Origin of the sequence: Hyalangium sp. (assembly GCF_035629615.1) — a bacterium.
Classification (GTDB): domain Bacteria; phylum Myxococcota; class Myxococcia; order Myxococcales; family Myxococcaceae; genus Hyalangium.
Window position 1 is genome coordinate 1 of sequence record NZ_DASPHO010000217.1, and the last position, 20,119, is coordinate 20,119.

At 68.4% G+C, this 20,119-nt stretch carries 20 protein-coding genes; 10 read left to right on the plus strand and 10 right to left on the minus strand.

Going from position 1 to position 20,119, the window contains the following annotated elements:
• The first annotated feature begins 101 nt into the window (after positions 1-101).
• Both VD972_RS11010 and VD972_RS11015 read left to right on the plus strand, forming a co-directional pair.
• Positions 102-1,391, plus strand: coding sequence for an HD domain-containing protein (locus VD972_RS11010; RefSeq protein WP_324985002.1), 1,290 nt, complete (start codon positions 102-104; stop codon positions 1,389-1,391).
• Positions 1,388-2,902, plus strand: a complete 1,515-nt coding sequence (locus tag VD972_RS11015; RefSeq protein ID WP_324985005.1) for an MBL fold metallo-hydrolase — start codon at positions 1,388-1,390, stop codon at positions 2,900-2,902. Before VD972_RS11010 ends, VD972_RS11015 begins: the two co-directional genes overlap by 4 nt.
• Positions 2,903-2,908: 6 nt before the next feature.
• On the opposite strand, the gene VD972_RS11020 is transcribed toward VD972_RS11015, so the two are convergent.
• Together VD972_RS11020 and VD972_RS11025 are read right to left on the minus strand one after the other, a co-directional pair.
• Positions 2,909-3,091 carry a hypothetical protein gene (locus VD972_RS11020; RefSeq protein ID WP_324985008.1) on the minus strand — a complete coding sequence of 61 codons (183 nt, stop codon included), beginning with the start codon at positions 3,089-3,091 and terminating at the stop codon, positions 2,909-2,911.
• Positions 3,092-3,130: 39 nt separating this feature from the next.
• Positions 3,131-3,481, minus strand: a complete 351-nt coding sequence (locus VD972_RS11025) for a plasmid stabilization protein (protein WP_324985011.1) — start codon at positions 3,479-3,481, stop codon at positions 3,131-3,133.
• Between the two features lie 186 nt (positions 3,482-3,667).
• On the opposite strand from VD972_RS11025, the gene VD972_RS11030 reads away from it, so the two are divergent.
• The 6 genes from VD972_RS11030 to VD972_RS11055 all read left to right on the plus strand — a co-directional run bounded on the left by VD972_RS11030 (position 3,668) and on the right by VD972_RS11055 (position 10,678).
• Entirely contained in the window at positions 3,668-5,374 is a 1,707-nt protein-coding gene (locus VD972_RS11030) for a sensor histidine kinase (RefSeq protein WP_324985015.1), read from the plus strand.
• 29 nt (positions 5,375-5,403) lie between these two features.
• Positions 5,404-6,960 (plus strand): HD domain-containing phosphohydrolase, encoded by a 1,557-nt coding sequence (locus VD972_RS11035; protein ID WP_324985017.1) that lies wholly within the window; start codon positions 5,404-5,406, stop codon positions 6,958-6,960.
• A gap of 159 nt (positions 6,961-7,119) precedes the next feature.
• Positions 7,120-8,022, plus strand: a complete 903-nt coding sequence (locus VD972_RS11040; RefSeq protein WP_324985020.1) for a lysophospholipase — start codon at positions 7,120-7,122, stop codon at positions 8,020-8,022.
• Between the two features lie 145 nt (positions 8,023-8,167).
• Positions 8,168-9,481 carry a hypothetical protein gene (locus VD972_RS11045; protein ID WP_324985022.1) on the plus strand — a complete coding sequence of 438 codons (1,314 nt, stop codon included), beginning with the start codon at positions 8,168-8,170 and terminating at the stop codon, positions 9,479-9,481.
• Positions 9,478-9,828 (plus strand): DUF2019 domain-containing protein, encoded by a 351-nt coding sequence (locus tag VD972_RS11050; RefSeq protein WP_324985025.1) that lies wholly within the window; start codon positions 9,478-9,480, stop codon positions 9,826-9,828. Before VD972_RS11045 ends, VD972_RS11050 begins: the two co-directional genes overlap by 4 nt.
• Positions 9,829-9,919: 91 nt before the next feature.
• Positions 9,920-10,678: a hypothetical protein gene (locus VD972_RS11055; protein ID WP_324985027.1), complete on the plus strand. Its 759-nt coding sequence runs from the start codon at positions 9,920-9,922 to the stop codon at positions 10,676-10,678.
• A 224-nt stretch (positions 10,679-10,902) separates the two neighbouring features.
• Here VD972_RS11055 and VD972_RS11060 read toward each other — a convergent pair whose 3' ends face one another.
• From VD972_RS11060 to VD972_RS11095, 8 genes are all read right to left on the minus strand, one after another.
• A complete protein-coding gene (locus tag VD972_RS11060; protein ID WP_324985029.1) occupies positions 10,903-11,376 on the minus strand; it encodes a hypothetical protein in 474 nt (157 codons plus the stop codon).
• 5 nt (positions 11,377-11,381) lie between these two features.
• A complete protein-coding gene (locus VD972_RS11065; RefSeq protein WP_324985031.1) occupies positions 11,382-12,713 on the minus strand; it encodes a PilW family protein in 1,332 nt (443 codons plus the stop codon).
• Positions 12,714-12,715: 2 nt separating this feature from the next.
• Positions 12,716-13,276 (minus strand): hypothetical protein, encoded by a 561-nt coding sequence (locus VD972_RS11070; protein ID WP_324985034.1) that lies wholly within the window; start codon positions 13,274-13,276, stop codon positions 12,716-12,718.
• Positions 13,277-13,284: 8 nt separating this feature from the next.
• Positions 13,285-14,046 (minus strand): type II secretion system protein, encoded by a 762-nt coding sequence (locus VD972_RS11075; RefSeq protein WP_324985037.1) that lies wholly within the window; start codon positions 14,044-14,046, stop codon positions 13,285-13,287.
• 168 nt (positions 14,047-14,214) lie between these two features.
• Positions 14,215-14,937, minus strand: coding sequence for a hypothetical protein (locus tag VD972_RS11080; RefSeq protein WP_324985041.1), 723 nt, complete (start codon positions 14,935-14,937; stop codon positions 14,215-14,217).
• A gap of 132 nt (positions 14,938-15,069) precedes the next feature.
• Positions 15,070-16,959: an FTR1 family protein gene (locus tag VD972_RS11085; protein WP_324985045.1), complete on the minus strand. Its 1,890-nt coding sequence runs from the start codon at positions 16,957-16,959 to the stop codon at positions 15,070-15,072.
• A 148-nt stretch (positions 16,960-17,107) separates the two neighbouring features.
• A complete protein-coding gene (locus VD972_RS11090) occupies positions 17,108-17,596 on the minus strand; it encodes a dihydrofolate reductase (RefSeq protein ID WP_324985048.1) in 489 nt (162 codons plus the stop codon).
• On the minus strand, positions 17,593-18,387 hold the full coding sequence (locus tag VD972_RS11095; RefSeq protein ID WP_324985050.1) for a thymidylate synthase: 795 nt from the start codon (positions 18,385-18,387) through the stop codon (positions 17,593-17,595). The genes VD972_RS11090 and VD972_RS11095 overlap by 4 nt, the downstream gene beginning before the upstream one ends.
• Before the next feature lie 7 nt (positions 18,388-18,394).
• Here VD972_RS11095 and VD972_RS11100 point away from each other — a divergent pair, with 7 nt between their 5' ends.
• Both VD972_RS11100 and queG read left to right on the plus strand, forming a co-directional pair.
• Positions 18,395-18,955, plus strand: coding sequence for a cob(I)yrinic acid a,c-diamide adenosyltransferase (locus VD972_RS11100; RefSeq protein WP_324985056.1), 561 nt, complete (start codon positions 18,395-18,397; stop codon positions 18,953-18,955).
• 38 nt (positions 18,956-18,993) lie between these two features.
• A complete protein-coding gene (gene queG, locus VD972_RS11105; RefSeq protein ID WP_324985053.1) occupies positions 18,994-20,013 on the plus strand; it encodes a tRNA epoxyqueuosine(34) reductase QueG in 1,020 nt (339 codons plus the stop codon).
• Positions 20,014-20,119: the final 106 nt, after the last annotated feature.

A 20,119-nucleotide genomic window follows, 5' to 3' on the forward strand; every position in this document is an offset into this window, starting at 1 on the left:
CGAGCCGATCCCAGCCCGTCGCGGAGGCTTGATCGGTTGGTCGTCCAAGCTTTCAAGGAGTGCTGCCCGGCAGGGGTATCCAGGAGTATGGAAAGGGAACCATGCGGATTCGCGACCCCATCCACGGCACCATCGCGGTGAGTGACCCGGAGAAGGCCATCATTGACAGCCGCCACTATCAGCGGCTTCGCCATGTGCGACAGCTGGGGTTCGGAGACCTGGCCTTCCCGGGGGCGACCCATACGCGCCACGCCCACTCGCTGGGGGCCATGCACGTGGCCTCGCGGCTGTTCGGCGCGGTGGCGGCCCAGTCGGAGCTGCCTGAGGATGTCCAGTCACGATTCTGTACCGCGGTGAGGCTGGCGGTGCTGTGCCATGACCTGGGCCACATGCCCCTGTCCCACGCGTCCGAGCGCATCGCCCCTCCGCGAGCGGCCTTGAAGCTGCCCGCCTGGCTGGATGCCACGGCGGAGGGGCCTCAGGCGACCCACGAGGACTTCACCGCGAAGGTCCTCCTGGACAGCTCGCTCACCCCGCTCATCGAGGAGCACTTCGGGCCGCTGGGCATCCGCGCGGACGCGGTGGTGGCGCTCATTACGGGCGCGAAGCCGCCGAAGGATCCGGGCTTCACGCACCGAGGCGTGGACTGGATGCCGCTGCTGCGCGCACTCGTCTCCGGAGAGCTGGACGCGGACCGGATGGACTACCTGCTGCGCGACTCCTTCTATACGGGCGTCAACTACGGCCGCTACGACTTCGAGTGGATCAGCTCCAACTTGAACCCGGCGGTGAAGGATGGGCGCGCGCACCTGGCGCTGAGCCGAGCGGCGGCGTTCGCCTTCGAGGACTTCCTCCTCAGCCGCTACCACATGTTCGTCTCGGTCTACTACCACCACACCTCGGTGAACTTCGACTACATGCTGCGGCGCTACTACGAGGAGTCACCCGGCGAGTTCGAGATCCCCGCGGACCCCGAGGCCTTCCTGCTCTGCGATGACGCGGCGCTCTGGTACACGCTGCGGCGCTCGAAGAACCGGTGGGCCGAGCGCATCTCGACGCGCCGGGGCTTCAAGCTGCTGGCCCAGTTCACCGAGCGGGACACGGGGTATGACCTGGACGTGCTGCGGAGCGCGCTGGTGGCCGCCCAGCTCGAGCACTATGTCGTCGAGTCGCACGGCGTGCTCTCCAAGTACATGGGCGAGGGCCAGAGCCCTGGCCTCTTCATCATCGACGTCTCCACGGGCCGGCTCACGGAGGTGGCGCGGTACACGCCGCTGTACCAGCGCTACAGCGGCTCGGTGCGCCTGACGCGGGTGTACGTGCGGCCGGATCAGATCGAAGCGGCGCGGGCCCTGATGAGCCGGCTGCTGGGACAGGCGGTGCAGTCATGAGCGAGGCGCTTCCAGGGATGCCACCGCCGCCTCCACCCGCGACGCCTCGGCGGGCCGCGGTGGCGGTGCTGTACCGGCGGGTGGGCGCGGGGGCGGAGGTGTTCTGGGTGAAGCGGGAGAAGGCGCTCCGGTTCGCGGGCGGCTTCTACGCCTTTCCGGGTGGGAAGGTGGACCGGGCGGACCAGGAGGTTCCGGTGCGCGGGGCCTCCGGAGAGGAGGCCGCGATGATCGTGGCCGCCGCGCGCGAGCTCCTCGAGGAGACCGGGGTGCTGGTGGCCGAGGGGGCGGAGGTGCTGGGCCCGGAGCGGTTGAAGGAGATGCGCCGGGCGCTCCTCGCGGAGGAGCGCAAGTGGGGGGAGCTGCTGACCGAGGCAGGCCTGGCGTTGCGAGCGGAGGACTTCCGGCCCGCGGGGAGGTGGATCACCCCTCCGTATGTGCCGGTGCGCTTCGACACCCGCTTCTTCCTGGTGGAGGCGCCGCCGTACGCGGTGGCGGAGCTGTGGCCGGGCGAGCTGACAGAGGCGGCGTGGGTGGAGCCGAAGGCGGCGCTCGAGCGCTGGGGAGAGGGCACGGCGCTGCTGCACGCTCCTGGCGTGTATGTGCTCCAGGTGCTGGCGCAGTTCGACACGCCCGAGGCCGTGCTTGCGCGGCTGGAGGCGCCGCCGCACTGCCCGGACGGCATCGCCACGCTCGTCGAGTTCCAGCAGGGAATCCGGATCGTCCCGATGGTGACGCCCACGCTGCCGCCCGCCACGCACACCAACGGGTACGTGCTGGGCCACGGCGAGCTGCTCATCGTCGATCCCGGCGCGGAGGATGTCCGCGAGCTCGAGAAGCTGCGGGAGCTGCTGTCCATCCTCGAGGGGGAGGGGATGCGCCCGGTGGCGGTTGTCCTCACCCATCACCACGGGGATCACGTGGGCGGGGTGAAGACGGTGAAGGAGCAGCTGGGGCTCCCGCTGTGGTGCCACGCGCGCACGGCGGACCGGCTGGACGTGCCCACGGAGCGGCTGCTGCAGGACGGGGAGGTGCTGGAGCTCGCGGGCAGCCTGCCTCAGCGCTGGCGCGTGCTGCACACGCCGGGGCACGCGCGCGGGCACCTCTGCCTCGTGGACGAGCGCACCCGCGCGGCGGTGGTGGGAGACATGGTCGCGAGCGTGAGCACCATCGTCATCGATCCACCCGAGGGCAACATGCGCGACTACCTGGCGCAGCTCGCGCGGCTTCGGGACTGGCCCGTCACCACGATGTACCCGGCGCATGGAGGGCCCATCCCCGATGGGCCGGGCAAGCTGCAGGAGTACCTCGATCATCGCGCCGCACGGGCCACGCGGATCCTGGAGGCCCTGCCTCCCTCGGGGGCGACGCTGGTGCAGGTGGTGGAGAGCGCCTACGCGGACACGCCGCCCTTCCTTCACCCGGTGGCCCAGCGCAGCGCCCTGGCCACGCTGGAGAAGCTGGTGGAGGAGGGCCTCGTCCGCGTCGAGCAGGACAGCTACTTCCGGGCCTGAGCCCCGTCAGTGCTTCCGGTCGCCGCGGTCCCCCTGGCCCTTCTTCGACTCGTGTTTGGCCTCGCGCTTGCGATCCTGCGAGAGCGAGCGGCCCACGTCCTCGACCTCCTTGAAGCGGCCCTGATCATCCCGGCGCACATACCGCTTGTCGCCAGGGGTCGGCTCGATGAGTTCACGCTTGTGGGGCATGGCTGTGTCTCCTGGGGTGGTTTCGTGGTGAGAGGGGGACTACCGCTTGCTCGCCTTGCGCTTCGCCACGGCCCGCTTGGCCGCCACGCTGCGCTGGACCGACTTGCGCTGGCGGGTCGCCGCGGCCTTCTTCGCGGCGCTCGAGCGCTGCGCAGGCGTGCGCGAGGCCATGCTGCGCTGGCCTCCGCGCCGTGAGGACTGATGGGTCTCCGGCTTCCCATACCCCGAGCCGCCCGGCTTCTCTCCGCCGTGAGACTCGGCATTCACCGTGGCCCAGGCGCGCCGCTTCGCCTCCTTCTCGCTCTTGCCACGCGCGGTGTAGCCCTCGGCGATGTGCTCGGCGCGGCGCTTCTGCTTGTCCGTGTACTTGCTCTTGTCTCCGCGGGGCATGTCGCCCTCCTTAGGAAGCAAGGTCGGCATTGCCTGCCCACCGATCAACACCTGCCCGCCCGCTCAGCCAGGAAGGGGAGCAGGCCAGCAGCCCACGGTCACAGCGGATCCGGGATAGCGCGTTGTCCGGAATTTCCTGTTTAGACTATGTTTCATGGGAGCGAGTAGGGCTGGGGGACGCCGTCCATGTCGGTGAGCACCAAGATCCTGTTGTTTGCGGCGGTGACCATCACGGTTATCTGCGTGCTGTCAGGCTCGGTCTCCTACGGAGCACGGACGGGCCGCAGGATCCGCGAGCGGGTGGTGGCTTCTCAGGAGCAGCTCGAGAGCCTGGGCCGGCTGGATGACGCGGTCTGGCCCTTCCTGAACGCGTTGAGCCGTGCGCGGGAGAAGGGACATGACACCGCGCTCGTGCTCCGTGAGCAGCAGGCGCAGGTACTTGCGGAGCGGGAGCGGTTCGAGGCCACCCTGGCGCAGGAAGAAGCAGAGGAGGTGGGGGAGTCCTTTGCGCGCGAGCAGGAGCGCAAGGAGGTCACCCATGCCCTGGAGACGCTGCTGCACTGGATGGAGAGCACCGAGAAGCGCTTGCGCTCGGAGCCGGAGCGGAGGCCTATCGCGCCGGCGGTGGAGTGGCAGCTCTACCAGGACTATGAGGAGCGGGTGGGGCAGTACATCGACTCCCTCCGGCGCGCGGAGCAAGAGGAGCTGACGCAGCGGCGGCACCGGTGGAACTCGAGCGTGGCGCGGATCCAGCTCGGCGGGACGATGGTCACGGTCCTCTGCATCGTGATCACCGTGGCGATGACCCTCTCCATCCTCCTGCCGCTGCGAGGCTCGCTGCGCCAGCTGCGCATCACCGCGGAGCGTATCGGCCGCGGTGACTTCGAGGTGGCCCTGCCAGCGATGGGCAAGGACGAGCTGGGGCTGCTGGCGCGTGCCATGGATCGCATGGCCGCGGAGCTGCGCGGCACCCTTCAAGAGAAGCAGCGGCTCATCAAGGCCGAGGCCGAGGCCTCCGAGCGGGAAGCCCACCGCTACAGCGCCGTGCTGGAGGACACGGTGCGTGCGCGCACCGCCGAGCTGGAGGCAGCCAATGCCCGCCTGGAGGAGAGCCTGAAGCAGCTCCGAACGACCCAGGAGCAGCTCCGCTTCTCGGACCGGCTCGCCACGATGGGGAAGCTCGCGGCGGGAGTGGGCCACGAGATCAACAACCCGCTGTCGTACATCCTCAGCAACCTGCGCTTCATCCGGAAGGAGCTCGAGCAGGACGAGGAAGCCCTCACTCCAGAGCGCCAGGAGGTGCTGGAGGCCGCTGCCGCGGCCCATGAGGGCGCCGAGCGCGTCCGCCTCATCGTCCAGCAGTTCCGGATGATGTCCCGGCGGGACGACGTGGCGCTGGGCACGGTGGAGCTGGGGAGCGTGGTCCAAGGTGCCGTCAAGCTCGCCTCGCGAGAGCTGAGGGACCGGGCCCGGCTGGTGGAGGACTGCGACGGGGTTCCGGGGGTCTGGGGTAACGGCCCCCAGCTGGGCCAGGTGGTGATCAACCTGCTCAGGAACGCCGCGCAGGCCATCGAGCCGGGGAAGCCGGAGGAGAACGAGGTGCGCGTGGTGGCGCGTGAGAGCGGGGCCGGGGGGGTCCTGCTGGAGGTCCGAGACACCGGATGTGGCATCCCCCAGGAGAACCTGGAGCGCATCTTCGAGCCCTTCTTCACCACCAAGCCCGTCGGTGAGGGCACCGGGCTGGGCCTGTCGGTGTGCCACAACATCGTCACCGCGATGGGAGGCACCATCGAGGTGGAGAGCGAGCAGGGGCATGGCACGACCTTCCGCATCACGCTCCCGCTGGCCACGGGCCGGGAGGGTGGTGGGCCCGATGGGAAGCAGGTGGCCTGAGCGCCCCGATTCGAGGCAATACTGGGGGCGTGTCCTCTTCCCCCCAGACGCTCCGGCTCGCCGAGGTATTGGGCGCGCTCTCCCTGGCCACGGATCTGGCCAATGGCAACCCCCTGGAGACGTCGCTGCGGACCTGCCTGCTGGCGGTGGAGCTGGCGCGCGAGGCGGGCGCAACCGAGCAGCAGGTCTCGGATGCCTATGACGCGGCGATGCTGCGCTACCTCGGGTGTACCGCGTTCGCGCCCGAGGAGGCCGCGGCGTTCGGCGATGACATCGCCGCCAAGCAGCTCTACGCGCCGCTGGACTTTGGCCGGAAGTCCGAGCTGCTCCCTGCGACTTTGGCCCGGCTGGGCAAGGGCTCGGGGCCGCTGAAGCGCGCACGCGTCGTGGCCGGCGCCCTGGTGGGCGTACAGCGCTCCTATGACACCATGGCGCGCAGCACCTGCGAGGTCGCGGTCCGGCTCGCGGCGCGGCTGGGCATGGGCGCGGGAGTGACCGAGGCGCTCGGGCAGCTCTACGAGCGCTGGGATGGGAAGGGGGCTCCGGCGAGGAGCGGGGGCGAGTCGCTGTCCTTCGTCGCGCGCATCATGCACGTGGCCTGCGCGGCGGAAGTCCACCACCGGCTCAGCGGTGCGGAGGCGGCACGCCAGATGGTGCGCCGCCGCAGCGGCAGCCACTTCGATCCAGCCGTGGCTCGCACCTTCGACGCGTGCGCGCCGGCGCTGCTGGGGAAGCTGGACGCGCCCTCTGTCTGGGATGCGGTGCTCGCCGCGGAGCCTGGGCAGAGGCCTCGGGAGGACGCGGCGCGCCTGGAGGACGTGGCGCGCGCCTTCGCGGACTTCGTCGATCTGAAGTCGGCCTACACGCTGGGGCACTCCTCGGGAGTGGCAGCGCTGGCCGAGGCCGCGGGCAAGGTCGCCGGACTCGATGACACCACATGCACGGCGCTGCGCCGGGCGGGGTTGCTCCATGATCTCGGCGCGGTGAGCGTGCCCACCAACATCTGGGAGAAGCCCGGGCCGCTGAGCGCGGCGGAGTGGGAGCGCGTCCGGCTGCACCCGTACTACACGGAGCGGGTGCTGGCGCGCTCTCCGCTGCTGGCTCCGTTGGGGGTGCTGGCGGGCGCACATCACGAGCGGCTGGATGGCGCGGGCTACCATCGCAACGCGCCCGCCTCACTCCTGGCACTGCCGGCGCGCATCCTGGCCGTGGCGGACAGCTACCACGCGCTGACGGAGGCGCGGCCCCACCGTCCGGCGCGCTCACCCGAGGAAGCCGCCCGGAGCCTGGAGGCGGAGGTCTCGGTCCGGCGGCTGGACGGTGAGGCGGCCCGCGCGGTGCTCGAGGCCGCGGGCCACAGCGCACGCAGGAAGAGAGGCGCCTGGCCGGCCGGGCTGAGCGACCGAGAGGTGGAGGTGCTGCGGCTCGTGGCTCAGGGGAGCTCCAACAAGGAGGTGGCGCAGCGGCTCTCCATCTCCGCACGCACCGTGCAGCACCACACCATCCACATCTACGACAAGATCGGGGTTTCTACCCGGGCCGCCGCGGCGTTGTTCGCCATCGAGAACGATCTGCTCAAGACGTGAATCACGCCGATAGGCCATCTGGCCGATGTTCCACGGCGCGGTTTCCGGCACATCTTGGGCATGAACCTTCCCCGCGCTTCCTCGAGGCCGCCGTCGCAGCTCCTTCCCCTCCTTTCCTGCCTGCTCGTCCTGGCCGCGTGCCAGGGCCCGAGCCAGTCCGTGCGTCCTCCCGGCACGGGAAAGACAGCGTTCTCGGCCGCCGCTGGACGGGACGTCTCCCACGAGGAGTCCACGTTCGAGGGCACGGGCGGACTCCAGCTCTTCTCACAGTCCTGGCGTCCGGTGAGTGAGGAGCCCCGGGCCGTCCTCATCGTCGTCCACGGGCTGCGAGACCACAGCACCCGCTACGGAGAGCTGGCCGAGCACCTGGTGGGACAGGGCTTCGCGGTGCACGCCTTCGATCTGAGAGGGCACGGTCACTCGGAGGGCGTCCGCGTCCACATCGACTCCTTCGAGGAGTACCTGACGGACCTGGGGCTGTTCCTCGAGCGCGTGCGCCAGCGCGAGCCTGGCCGGCCCGTCTTCCTCCTGGGCCACAGCATGGGGGGAGCCATCGTCACGCTCTTCACGGTGGAGAAGAAGCCAGACATTCAGGGGATGGTGTTGAGCGCTCCCGCGCTGAAGCCGGGCGCGGACGTGTCGAAGGCGCTCATCGCCACCACGAAGGTCATCGGCGGCGTCCTCCCCAACCTCAAGGTGCTGGAGCTGGATCCGAAGCAGTTCTCACGGGATCCGGCGGTGGTGAAGGAGAACGAGACGGATCCGCTGATCTTCCAGCAGGGAGGCCCGGCACGCACTGCCTCCCGGCTCCTCGGCGCGCTCAACACGATCTCAGAGCGGATGGAGGAAGTATCCACGCCGGTGCTGGTGATGCACGGCACCGCGGACACGGTGACGGACCCTGAGGGCAGCAAGGCGCTGGTGAAGAGCGCGCGCTCCACGGACAAGACCCTCAAGCTGTATCACGGGCTGTACCACGACCTGCTGCACGAGCCGGAGAAGGCGGAGGTGATCGGGGACGTGGCCCAGTGGCTGAAGGAGCGCGTGGCCACAGCCCCCTGACGTGCCGGGCTCCGAGGAAGCTCCGTGGAGAGGAAGCCGGCCAACTTCCCCCTCCCATGGTGGGATGTGGATGGGACCCAGAGCTTCATCGTCTCTGGGGTGACGCTCCCGTAGACTGGGCCCCTTCTCGATCTGGAGGGTGCCCATGGCAACCCGTCTGACCGCTGCGGTCTTGCTCTTGGCTCTGCTCAATGCGTGCGCCACCTCGCGTGGGGTACGCCTCGATACGGGTCAGGGGGCGCCCTTGGAGTACAGGCCGCCCACCTCGACCCAGTCCGTGAAGGTGGACGCGGAAGCGTTCGAGGAATCGCTGACGCAGCTGGTGCTGAATACGCCGCTGACGTTCCGCCCTCCTCAGCAAGGCTGGCTGGTGCGCGCCTCCTATCCAGACAACGACGAGGACACTCGCTGGCAGCGCCTCATGAGCAAGAGCTTCGGCGGCTTCTGCGAGCCGGGCCAGCGCAGGGATAACTGCCTCTCCTTGCTCGATGACGTGATGGGCCTGAGTCTGTGGGACAAGCTGCGGGTAGCCCTGGGGCTGTCACTCGAACCCCTGAAGGAGAGCATCTCCAAAGCGGTGGAAGACACCCTGGCTCCTCAGCTCTTTTACACCGTCATCGCGACGGGGCTCATCACCTGGGCCGTCTTGGCGGCCAACCCCGAGCCCGTGTTCACCAAGGCGGCGGCCATCGTCTCAGCGCTCCTGTTGATCTATCTGGGAGTGGAGACCTTTCTGGAGGTGGTGGACGCGAGCCGGGAGTTGAAGTGGGCCACCGATCGGGCAACCACGTGGGAGGAGTTGGAGCACGCCAGCCAGCGCTTTGCGAACCGGATCGGCCCCAAGGTGGCACGTGTCTTCGTCCTCGCGGTGACGGTGGTGGTGAGCCATGGCATGGCCGGGGGTGCCGCCTTGCTGGCCTCACGGCTTCCGATGCTGCCCAGCCTCTCGGAAGCGGCGGCAGTGGGGGCCTCGCGGCTGGGAATCCACCTGGCGAACGTGGGACAGGTAAGTTCGGTGGCCGTTGTAGGAGGCACCGTCGTCATCTCCCTGCCTGCCACGGCGGTCGCCATGGCGGCCCAGAGCATGGGCGGAGGAGGCTCCTCTGCCGGCGTCAATCCTGCCGGCTTCAGATCCTGGGGCTCGTTCACCGGCCTCAAGAGTGCCTTGGGCTCGGCGGGGAAGGGCAAGCAGTGGCACCACCTCGTCGAGCAGACACCAGGCAACGTGGAGCGGTTCGGACCTCATGCCCTTCACACCACCGAGAACGTCATCCCGCTGGAAAAAGGGCTGCACACGCGCCTGAGCGGGTTCTATTCATCGATTCAACAGGAAATCACCGGTTCGAGGAGCCTGACGGTGCGACAGTGGCTGAGCACGCAGTCCTATGAGGCCCAACGCCAGTTCGGATTGCAGGCCATCGAGAAGGTCCAGAAAGGAATCTGGGGAGTTCGGAAGTGAATCTCGAAAAACTCGTGGAGGCGTTCGCCCAGCACGCCGCTGCCCAGACCGATGCGATCTGGAGGGGGGACGCGAAGACCGGAAACAAGCACGCCAAGCAGGTGAACGCGGCATTCGACAAGCTGTGCGCGCATGGCAACCCTGGGAGGGATGCACTCGCCGCTCTGTTCGCGCACCCTCGCATGGACGTTCGAGTCAAGGCGGCAGCTTTCCTCCTTCGCCATAGAACGGAGGAAGCCAAAGCGGTTTTGAATGAGGCGGCACGGGGGGAGGGCCTTGTTTCCTTCGCGGCCTCCGAGGCGTTGAAGCGGTGGGAAGAAGGCACCTGGGCCTTAGACCCAGGGTAGACCTCTTCGTTGACGGGCGGCCTTCACGCGCTCCTCGGCTCCTGTGCACGAGGGACCTTGTTCAAGGCGCCCCTGTGGTACATTCGCGCTGATGGTGCCCACGGCAGCAAAGGTCGATGAAGCGTCGGCTCTGTTCTTCCGGAACCAACTTCGGGAGGCGCGGGCGCAAGCACTCCGGGACGCCGAGGACTTCCACGATCTCCTCTTCACGTTCGAGCGCCTCGGGGCCTACCTTCGTGGCGGCACAGGTAAGGGCTTAGACGCGTACACGAAGGCCATCTTGCATTTGGTGGCGCCGAACGTAGACGGCGCCGGGACGCCTCAGACCAACCTCGAACCCCAGCATCTTCTAGACCTGGTCCGCATCGCACGGAACGACGCGCTCCACCAAGGCGCCTCGGCCCGCCACCTCACCACCAATGCGATCCGCGTCGCGCTTATTCTGGAGGACGCGCTCATGGCTCAAGTCATCCCCCAACGTGTACGGCACTTCATGGTCGCGAGCCCCACCTGCGCCGAGTTGTGGCAGCCGCTCGGGGTGGTCCGTCATTCGATGCTGGCGAACTCGTTCTCGTACCTGCCCATCAAGGACGCGGAAGGGAACTGGAAGTTGCTCTCGGACTACTCGGTGGTGCAGTTCATCCGGATCGGTGATCGGCGCACGCGGCTCGACATGAGCGTCGGCGAAGCGTTGAAGCAGGGATTGACGCTCGACCCGACAGTCACCGTCGATGTGGACCAAGAGGTACCCGACGTACTGGTGAAGCCGTTCAACGGACGTCCCTTCTTGGTTCTTGAAGCCGAAGGTGCACGGCTCGCCGGAATCCTCACTGCCTTCGACCTCCTGTAGTAGCGGTCTCCATTATGTCTCCAAGACTGGAGGAGACTGCGGGGGAGAGAAGAGGCTGCTGGGAACATGCCAGTGGACTCGGTGCTGGTCTCAAACACGGCCTCTTCGAGGCACTTCTCTCCCTGGGCCGCGAGCCCCGTGACGGCCTGACTCTGCTGCACCTGCCGCCGCCCGTCCGGAGCGGTGACGACGTCCGGCGGTGGTGGTGCTCGGTCCAGAAGTCGCTACAGGCCGACTCGGACCATGAACTCGATCTCGCGCTCGGGGCTGGTGGAGGCCGCGGTCTCCCGGCACACCGCGGTGACTCTGTAGAACTTAGGCTGCAGGGGAACGCCGTCCGTCTGGTTGATGTTGTTGACGCCCTTGTTCGGGTCCTTCATGGCGCTGGACACGTCCTCGGCGCTCCCTCCCGTCAACCCGGTGAAGTGTCCGGTGCGCAGCTGGACGCCCCGCAGATCCTCGTCGAAGGAGATCTTCGCGGGGCTGTCCTTGTCCAACATGACCAGCTTGGAGAGGAACAGGTTGCGGGCGGCCTGAACACACGAGGACATGATGTCCTCCTGGGTCTGGACCTCCGAGGCGGCGCGCTCGGTGCCAGTGAAGGAGATGGCGCCGGCCACCAGCAGCGTCATCAACACGATGACGATCATGGCCATCACCAGTGCCATGCCTCGAGGAGTGGGAGTCAGGAGTTGCATGGGGTTCAGCCTCCACCAGGGGTGCTGGGGGCAAACTGCCGGTTCAACAGCAGGTTCTTGGGGGTGATGGATTCACGCAGGAGGACTCGGTAGAAGCTGCCGCCCGCGGGGGTGAAGTCCTGCGCGGGAGGCATGTCCAGGTTCTCCAGGTGGCGCCAGGGGACAACGCCGTTGGGCAGCGCCACGCCATCCGGGAAGGGGCTGCCATCAGGCCTGCGCAGGAAGTCGTCGCCGACAATCTGTGGGTCAGGGACGGAGCTGCGCGAGACCAGAGTCAGGCGCACCTGGCGGATGTTGGCGGGGTGATCCCTCAGGCGCCGCTGAGCCATGACCTCGGGAGGTACGGCGCTGAAGCCGACGTTGAAGAACCAGCCCGCAGGCAGGTTGACCGGATCCACCTGCTCCCACGCCTCGCCGAAGTGGCTGAGTCCCATGGGCTCGTTGACGCCGAGGATGAGCGGCGTGTTGTCGGGGTCGAGGCGGTGGGTGTCCAGGATGTAGGCCACCTGGAGCTGCTCGATACCCTCGGCCACGGGCACCGCGTCGTTGGCGTCGATGACGCCGTCACCCTGGAGATTGCCGGCCGAGGGCATGTCCAGCCCCTGGTGCATCATGAGGTAGGGCTTGCGCTCGCCGGTGGTGGGGTGGGTGAACGTGGCCACATAGAAGGCGGCGCGGTGGACCCGCAGCACCTGCGGAGGGGCTCGGCTGAAGCAGCCATGGGAGAAGCCGGGCACGGTCTCCTCGTGGAACAGGCGGCCAGGACGCTGGGTGGGACGATCCTCCAGGGGGAGCACGGGGTTCTGGTCCAAGGGGATGTCCGTGGCCCCGGCTGGCACGTACTGGCCCACGGTGACGAACCGGTGCGGTGGGTTCTCGTCCACGCTTGGGTCGATGAACTCGGGGGCTCGTGTGCAGACGACGAGCAGGATCTGCCCCCTGCGCAGCTCCTCGGTGAGGGGCTCGGTGGGAGGGAGGGAGATGAGGTTGGGGGCCACCGCCGCGGCGCTGCGGCGGAACAGCTCATCCCGGAAGTGCACCGCGAAGGCATCCGGGAAGCCAGGAGCCTGTTGGTTGCTGGCCGCGTCGTATGAGTCCCAGGAGAGGATGGCCCTGTCCGGGTTGACGCCATAGCCGGCGGAGCGCAGGTGACGGCCCATGAAGGCCAGGGCTTGGCGCGCGTTGGCCTGCACGCCCCGGCGGCTGGCGTGGGCCTGGTACTGCCGGGCCTGGGAGATGAAGGTCAGGCTGATGCCTGCCAGCACCACCGCGCCCACCGCGGCGCCCACCAGCAGCTCCAGCAGGGTGAAACCTCGGGAGCGGAAGGACTTGCGCATGCTCACATCTCCACCAGGGTCTGGTCATCGCCCGTGATCAAGGGGACGTTGTAGCGAACGGCCCAGGTGCTCACCTGACGCCGCCCACCGCCGGGCGTGGGGAAGCGCACCATGATGAGGACGCGGATCTGATCCACCAGGCCAAACCGGTCCGGGTTGGCCACCGGGATGGCGCGCCACGCCACCTCGTAGAAGGTGGTGTCGCCCTCGGAGGTGTAGATGGCGTCAGCGGCACCCAGCAGGGGACGCGCGACAGTCTGCGCCACTGCGTCCTCCAGCCTCACCAGGCCGTTGGGGTTGTCGATGTTCTCAAACTCCGGATCATCCTGGGTCAGCGAGGTGGGGACATTGAGCACCGGGTGATTGAAGGGAATTCGCTCGAAGGAGTCGGCCACGTCGCGCGCGATCTTGCTCGCGAGCGTCTGAGAGCGAGCCAGGTTGTTCTGCTCACTGGCCAGCACGTTCATCTGCATGATGCCGATGATGCCGATGGAGAAGACGACCAGGGCCGCCATGGACTCGATGAGGGTGGTGCCGCGAGAGGACAGGTGCGAGGGGCTCATGAGATCTCCTAGAAGACGACGGCCGAGCCTGCGGGCGCGGAGAGGGTCAGCAACCGGGGCTCGATGCTCGCCTCGTGGTGGGTGTTGGGAGCAAAGGCGATGACGGCTCCGGAGCGGGCGTTGCCCGTCACCACCTCCAGAGTTCCGTTCGTGTTGAAGCGCAGCACGCCGTAGGGCTGGCCCGAGGGGTTGATGCAGAAGTTGCAGCCAGCCATCAGGTCCGGCGTGGGCGTGTTCACGTCCGCCGGAGTGGCCGCCGTGGTGAGCGCGACGGCGCTGAAGGGCGCGGGCAGGGGCCTGAGGATGCGGGGCGAGTCCAGGTCCAGGAACGCCACGCCCCCCGAGTCCGGCCCGGTGCTGGTGCCCAGCACGAGCTGGTCGCGCAGGAGGGCGTTCGACGGCACTCGCGTCCCATCGGGCAGCGTGCGGGTGAACTCCAAGGCCTTGCCCGGGCCCTGCGTCAGATCCAGCGCCGCCCACTGCGAGGGGCTGAGGGGTGGAGAGTCCGGGCGCTCGATCATGTGGACGCGCACGCGGCCGTCGGAAGTCTGGCGGACGAAGAGGTAGTGGGGAGAGCCGCGGCTGATGGCGCGCAGCTGGGCGCTGTGGATGAGCGCCACCACGTCGAACACGGCGGTGTTCATCCGGGCGCGACCCAGGCCGTAGACCGTGGAGATACCTGCCAGGGCGGCCAGGATGATGAGGATGACCACCGCGGCCATCACTTCAATGAGGGTGAAGCCTCGGTGACGCTGGGAGTGAGCAAGCAAGCGAGGACCTCCTGCGATGCCTCGCATGTCGCAAAGTCCGGGCCCACGCCCCTGCTTGATAAATCAGCGGAACGACAGCGTGTAGGAGCCACGCGCCCGGGGAGCGCCCGGCGGGCGGCGCTTTGCAAACTTTGCACTCCGCAAAGAGTGAAGGGTGAGGCGGGGGGATCAGTCCGTGCGGGACGCCTGCTCCGCTGGGGCGGTGCCCGAGCCGACGCTGGAGCCGGGCTGCCGGTCGATGTCACTCGCGGGGTAGGCCTTCGCCGCGTCCAGATAGCGCTGGGACTGGATGCGGCGGCGCTCCCGGCGACTGAGCCACTCCGGAGTGATGAGCTGAGGCTCGCCTCCGGCCACTTCTTCCACCATGAGGCCATCGCAGAAGAACCACTCGGTGCGGCCGTTGGGGGATTGGCGCGCGAAGTACAGATCCCCGTTACCCACCTTGGGATCGGGCGTGCACCACGTCTCCCTGGCGGTGGCCTTGCGCGCCGGAGCCTCCTCCAACCATCTCTGCTGGGCCTTCAGCAGCTCGGCTGCGGCCAGCGCGGCTGAGGACTCGGCGAGCCGGGCCTTCGAGCGCTCCAGCAGCTCCGTGCCACGCCGGGAGATCTCCGGGAAGGCCCCTGAGCGCCGGAAGTCACACTCACTGAGCGCCGCAAGGTTCTGGTGGTGGATCTTCAGCACCGGGCCCAGGCTTCCGGTGGCCTCCTGCAGGAGCCTCAGATGCTCGGCATGGTGGAGGGCCTGGGGGTTCGTCGCTTCCGCCGTGCTGGCGAGGAAACGCGCGAGCAGTCCGTTCACCGAGCTCAGCTCGTCCGCCAGCCAGCGAGGCTCCGAGTCACACAGCGCAGCCCGCACCCCGGTGTAGTCCCGATACTCCGCACGTGCCATGCCCAGGGAATACCGCTGAAGAGGAGCCACCGTTCTCCCGGCACACGCACCGAGCAGCAAGCAGACGCCCACGAGAAGATTTCGAGGTGCACTCATACCTCGGAATCTAGCACTTGGTTTGAGGTCAAACAATCAAGCGAGGGGCGCGTCCGCACTCCCTCTGTCCTGCGAGGAGGCCGCCGCTGGCCGCGCGTTGCGGCTCCGGCGGAGGAGGACGAAGGCCACGGGCCCGAGCGCGAGCAGCAGCTGGGGCACGAACGAGACGGCATCCGGGAAGATGCCCAGCATGTCCACCTGGAAGAAGGGGATGGGCGCCAGCGGCAGCAGGGCCACTTCCTGGAGCGCGTGCAGCCCCTTGCCCAGCAGCATGACGGCGGTGGTGATGAGCACCACGGTGGACGCGTTGAACAGCGTCTTCATGGGCAGCTTGTAGCCCACACGGTTCACGAAGAGGACCAGCGCCACCATCGCCACGGTGCCCACCACCGAGCCCCAGGCCACGCCCTTCACCGAGTCGAGCGCCAGCCCCTGGAGGAAGATCGCCGTCTCGAAGCTCTCGCGCAGCACCGCCGTGAAGGCGATGGCGAACAGGCCCAGCGTGCTCCCGCGGCCGAGCGCGCCCTGCATCTTCTGGCGCAGCTCGCCCATGAAGCGGCTCATGTTGGAGCGAGCGTTGAGCCACAGCGCGGCGTACACCAGCATGCCCACCGCCACGAGCGCGACGACGCCCTCGACCAGCTCCCGGTTGGCCCCCGCCAGCAGGCGCTGACCGAAGAGGAACGCCAGCGCGCCCACCACGAGCGCGGACACCCACCCCGCGTGCACGACGCGCACCTGCTCCAGCGCTTGCATCTTGCGCAGCGCCGCCAGCAGCGCCGCCACGATGATGGTGGCCTCGAAGCCCTCGCGCAGCAGGATGAAGAGCGTGAGCCAGAACACGGAGATCATGTCCGCTGCCGTCCCGCTGCCTCGCCGGGCCTGGTCCAGCAGGCTCAACAGCTCGCGCCCGTCATCCTGCAGGCGCGGACTGCCCCGCTCGGCGGAGAGGCGCGCCTGGAGGAACGTCTGCTCCAGCCGCGTGACCAACTGCGCATCCCGGGCACGCAGCTTCACCTCCACCGGCTCCAGCCCGTTGAGGTATGCCTCCAGCAGCGCGTTGCGTGCCCCCAGGGAGTCGCCGGAGGCCCCCTTGCTCAGCGCCTCCTCCACGTGGGTGCGCGCCGCCAGCAGCAAGCGCTCCTCGTCCGCGTCCGGCAGCTTCCTCCGCAGGCACGCGAGGTTCTTCTCACCATGCTCGGCCGCCAGCTCCGCATCTGTGGCGGTGGCCAGCCGCTCCAGGGACACGCTCGGCGCGGTGCCCTCGCAGGGTGGCTGGCGCAGCGTGAAGACGTAGAAGGCGAGCGACCAGCGCTCATCCTCGGAGAGCGTGGGGAAGCCCGGCATCGCCGTGCCCGGGACGCCGAAGCTGGTGGTGTTGAAGGCCTTGTACGGCATGAGCCCGGCCATGGTCTCCGGATCCTGGAAGTTGGCGGGCCGAGGCTCCATCGTCTGCGCGATGGGCACCTCGCCGCGGCCGTCGGCGCCGTGGCAGGCGGCACAGGAGACCTTGTAGAGCTGCGCTCCGCGCGCGAGGTCCGGCGGCCGGCGCGGGCTGCGAGCCAGCCCTCCCGCGAGCACCAGATCCTCCACGAGCGCACCGCAGTCCCTGCTGACGCCCGTCGGGTCCTGGGCCTGATCCACCCGGCCCTTCACCGCCTGGAGCCGCGGGAGGAAGGCCGCCGCCGCGGGCCCGATCTCCTGGGCTGCCACCACGGCCTCGGCGATGAAGCTCCGCTGCTCCGCCAGCTCGAACTCGGACTGGGACTCGATCGCGAGCGGGTAGTCCGCCTCGAGGTACTGGAGGATGCCCACCAGCCGGTGCCACGTGCGTCCCTCGGACGACGCGCCCTCCTCAGCAGCCCTCGCGCTGAGGGGCAACACGAGGAGCAGGGGCAACAGGAAGCGGGCGCACGTGCGGTTCACGCCTCAGTCTGTAGCAGTTCGTGGGGGGTATTTCAATTTTGAGAATCAAAGTCAAAATTTCATGGGCGGGGGTTGCCTCGGTGACGAGAGACGGGTAGGCGAGTGTGTGCAGGGGCTCGTGGGCGCACCAGGAGAATAGGCGCGAGCCTCAGCGCTGCCGCTCGTAGGTGAGGAAGGAGTGGGGAAGGGCCTCGGGGGTGGAGGCGGGGTGGTGCTCCTGCTCGAGCAGCCTCCAGGTGGAGAGGTCCACCTCGGGGAAGTGCGTGTCGCCTGGGAACTCGCGCTCGATGCGGGTGAGGTAGAGCCGGTCCAGCCGGTCCATCGTCTGTGCGTAGAGCTCCGCGCCTCCGATGATGAAGACCTCGTCATCTCCCTGGGCCAGCGCGAGCGCCTCGTCCACCGAGTGCGCCACCTTCACGCCCTCGGGCGCATAGCCCCGCTGGCGTGTCACCACGACCATCGTCCGGCCCGGCAGCGGGCGGCCGATCGACTCGTACGTCTTGCGGCCCATGACGAGCGTGTGCCCCAGGGTGAGCCGCTTGAAGCGTGCGAGGTCCGCGGGCAGGCGCCAGGGGAGCCGGTTGTTGGCGCCGATCACCCGGTTGGACGCCATGGCGACGATGGCAGACAGCCTCATACGGCCACGGGCGCCTTGATGGCGGGGTGCGGCTCGTACCCCTCCAGCGTGAAGTCCTCGTACTTGAAGGCGAAGAGGTCCTTCACGTCGGGGTTGAGCTTCATCCGCGGCAGCGGGCGCGGCTCGCGCGCGAGCTGGATGCGGGCCTGCTCCACATGGTTGAGGTAGAGGTGCGCGTCGCCAATCGTATGGATGAACTCGTGCGGGGTGAGCCCGGTCACCTGGGCCACCATCAGCGTCAGCAGCGAGTACGAGGCGATGTTGAAGGGCAGGCCGAGGAAGATGTCCGCGCTGCGCTGGTAGAGCTGGCAGGACAGGCGGCCATCGGCCACGTAGAACTGGAAGAGCACGTGGCAGGGCGGCAGCTTCATGGCGGGCAGGTCCGCCACGTTCCACGCGCTGACGATGTGGCGCCGCGAGTCCGGGTTCTTGCGCAGCCCCTCGACGAGCAGGCGCATCTGGTCGATGTGCTCGCCGTTGGGCGCGGACCACGAGCGCCACTGGTGGCCGTAGACGGGGCCGAGCCTTCCCTCGGCGTCGGCCCACTCGTCCCAGATGGTGACTCCCTGGGCCTGGAGCGTGCGCACGCTCGTGTCGCCCTGAAGCATCCACAGCAGCTCATGGATGATGGACTTCGTGTGGAGCTTCTTGGTGGTGACCAGCGGGAAGCCCTGGGTGAGCTCGAACCGGAGCTGATGGCCGAAGAGGCTCAGCGTGCCGGTGCCGGTCCGGTCGCTCTTCTTCGTCCCGTGCGTCAGGACCTGTTCGAGCAGCGCAAGGTAGGGTTTCATGAACGGCATGAAGATCTACACGAAGACGGGGGACACAGGGGAGACAGGGTTGTTCGGCGGCGGGCGCGTTCCAAAAGATGACGAAAGGGTGGACGCGTACGGCGAGGTGGACGAGCTGAACGCGACCCTCGGCCTGGCGCGGAGCCTCTCCATGCCCACGGATCTGGACGCCTTGCTCCAGCGGCTCCAGGACCAGCTCTTCACGGTGGGAGCGGTGATGGCCACGCCTCTGGGCACCAAGGCCGCGGCGCACATCCCCCAGATCAAGCCCGAGTGGGTGGAGGCCATGGAGAAGGCCATCGACGCCTTCGAGACCGAGCTGCCCAAGATGACACACTTCATCCTCCCGGGAGGCAGTCAGGCGTCCAGTGCGCTGCACCTGGCGAGGACGGTGTGCCGGCGGGCCGAGCGGCGCGTCGTCTCACTGCTGCGCGAGGGGAAGGTCCCCGCGGATGTGGGTGTTTTCATCAATCGACTCTCGGACCTGCTCTTCACGATGGCCCGTGTGGCCAACCACCGGGTGGGCGTCCCAGATGTGAAGTGGATACCGGAGAAGCCCGAGAAGTAGCTCCCCTTGGCTGCGGGGAGCGGTAGAAGAGACCCGCCGTGAACCCGCTACCCACCACCTACCTGCGCCAGCTCTCCGAGGCCGTCGGCTTCGACCTCGTGGGCTTCTCACGCGCGGAGCCCATCCCGCCCCAGTCCCTCTACTCGTGGATTGAAGCGGGCTACGCGGCCGACATGGACTGGATGAAGGAGCGTGCGGCCGAGCGCCTCGACGTCACCCAGCTTCTCCCGGGGGCGAAGACGGTGGTGGTCTTCGCCAACAACTACTACCGGGATGACGCGGAGGCGGAGGACTCGCCCATCGCCCGGTACGCGCGGGGCCGGGGCTACCACTCCACGCTGCGGGACCGCATGAAGGCCTTCCGCAAGGCCGTGAAGAGCGCATACCCGGGCATTGGCACCTATGGGAGCGTAGACAGCGGCCCGCTGATGGAGAAGGTGTGGGCGGCGCGAGCGGGCCTGGGCTACGTGGGTCGGAACGGCTGCTTCATCACCGAGCGCTTTGGCTCCTGGGTGCTGCTGGCCACGGTCATCCTCGACGCGGAGGTGGACTCCTACGGGGATGGGCCTGCCGTGGACCGGTGTGGCCCTTGCCGCAAGTGCCTGGTGTCCTGTCCCACGGGAGCGCTGGTAGGCAATGGGCGCGTGGACGCGCGCGCGTGCCTCTCGTACCAGACCATCGAGAACCGCGAGCGCGAGGTGCCCGAGGCCTTCCGCCTCGAGCTGGACAACAGGGTCTTCGGCTGCGACATCTGCCAGGACGTGTGCCCGCTCAACCGGCGGCCCCTCTTCGCCGAGCACCCGCGCTTTGCCCCGCGGGCCGTGGCGGGCCTGGGTGTGATGGAGCTGGCCGGGCTCACCCCGGAGCAGTACGCGAAGTTCATCACGGGCACGGCGCTCGCGCGGGCGCAGTACGATGGGCTGCGGCGCAACGCCATCTATGCGCTGGGAGTGGCGAGGGAGGCGGACGCCCGGCCCTTGTTGGAGAGGCTCAGCGAGGACTCGAGCGACCTGGTCCGCAGCGCTGCGCAGTGGGCGCTCCGGCAACTGGCGCAGTGAGCGGCGCCCCGAGGAGGGTGGAGATGGAGCGGACACGACTCGGCGGGCACCGTGGCTCGGGCTGTACGGACTCTTCCTTCGCTCGGGCTGCATCGCCTCGGTCCCA

What these genes read in the sequence shown, in the direction of transcription:
- VD972_RS11095 (WP_324985050.1), bottom strand. Translation starts at nt 18,387, where the DNA reads ATGAAACCCTACCTTGCGCTGCTCGAACAGGTCCTGACGCACGGGACG.
- VD972_RS11080 (WP_324985041.1), bottom strand. Translation starts at nt 14,937, where the DNA reads ATGGCACGTGCGGAGTATCGGGACTACACCGGGGTGCGGGCTGCGCTG.
- VD972_RS11055 (WP_324985027.1), top strand. Translation starts at nt 9,920, where the DNA reads ATGGTGCCCACGGCAGCAAAGGTCGATGAAGCGTCGGCTCTGTTCTTC.
- VD972_RS11070 (WP_324985034.1), bottom strand. Translation starts at nt 13,276, where the DNA reads ATGAGCCCCTCGCACCTGTCCTCTCGCGGCACCACCCTCATCGAGTCC.
- VD972_RS11020 (WP_324985008.1), bottom strand. Translation starts at nt 3,091, where the DNA reads ATGCCCCACAAGCGTGAACTCATCGAGCCGACCCCTGGCGACAAGCGG.
- VD972_RS11015 (WP_324985005.1), top strand. Translation starts at nt 1,388, where the DNA reads ATGAGCGAGGCGCTTCCAGGGATGCCACCGCCGCCTCCACCCGCGACG.
- VD972_RS11010 (WP_324985002.1), top strand. Translation starts at nt 102, where the DNA reads ATGCGGATTCGCGACCCCATCCACGGCACCATCGCGGTGAGTGACCCG.
- VD972_RS11090 (WP_324985048.1), bottom strand. Translation starts at nt 17,596, where the DNA reads ATGAGGCTGTCTGCCATCGTCGCCATGGCGTCCAACCGGGTGATCGGC.
- VD972_RS11060 (WP_324985029.1), bottom strand. Translation starts at nt 11,376, where the DNA reads ATGCAACTCCTGACTCCCACTCCTCGAGGCATGGCACTGGTGATGGCC.
- VD972_RS11045 (WP_324985022.1), top strand. Translation starts at nt 8,168, where the DNA reads ATGGCAACCCGTCTGACCGCTGCGGTCTTGCTCTTGGCTCTGCTCAAT.
- VD972_RS11065 (WP_324985031.1), bottom strand. Translation starts at nt 12,713, where the DNA reads ATGCGCAAGTCCTTCCGCTCCCGAGGTTTCACCCTGCTGGAGCTGCTG.
- VD972_RS11100 (WP_324985056.1), top strand. Translation starts at nt 18,395, where the DNA reads ATGAAGATCTACACGAAGACGGGGGACACAGGGGAGACAGGGTTGTTC.
- VD972_RS11030 (WP_324985015.1), top strand. Translation starts at nt 3,668, where the DNA reads ATGTCGGTGAGCACCAAGATCCTGTTGTTTGCGGCGGTGACCATCACG.
- VD972_RS11025 (WP_324985011.1), bottom strand. Translation starts at nt 3,481, where the DNA reads ATGCCCCGCGGAGACAAGAGCAAGTACACGGACAAGCAGAAGCGCCGC.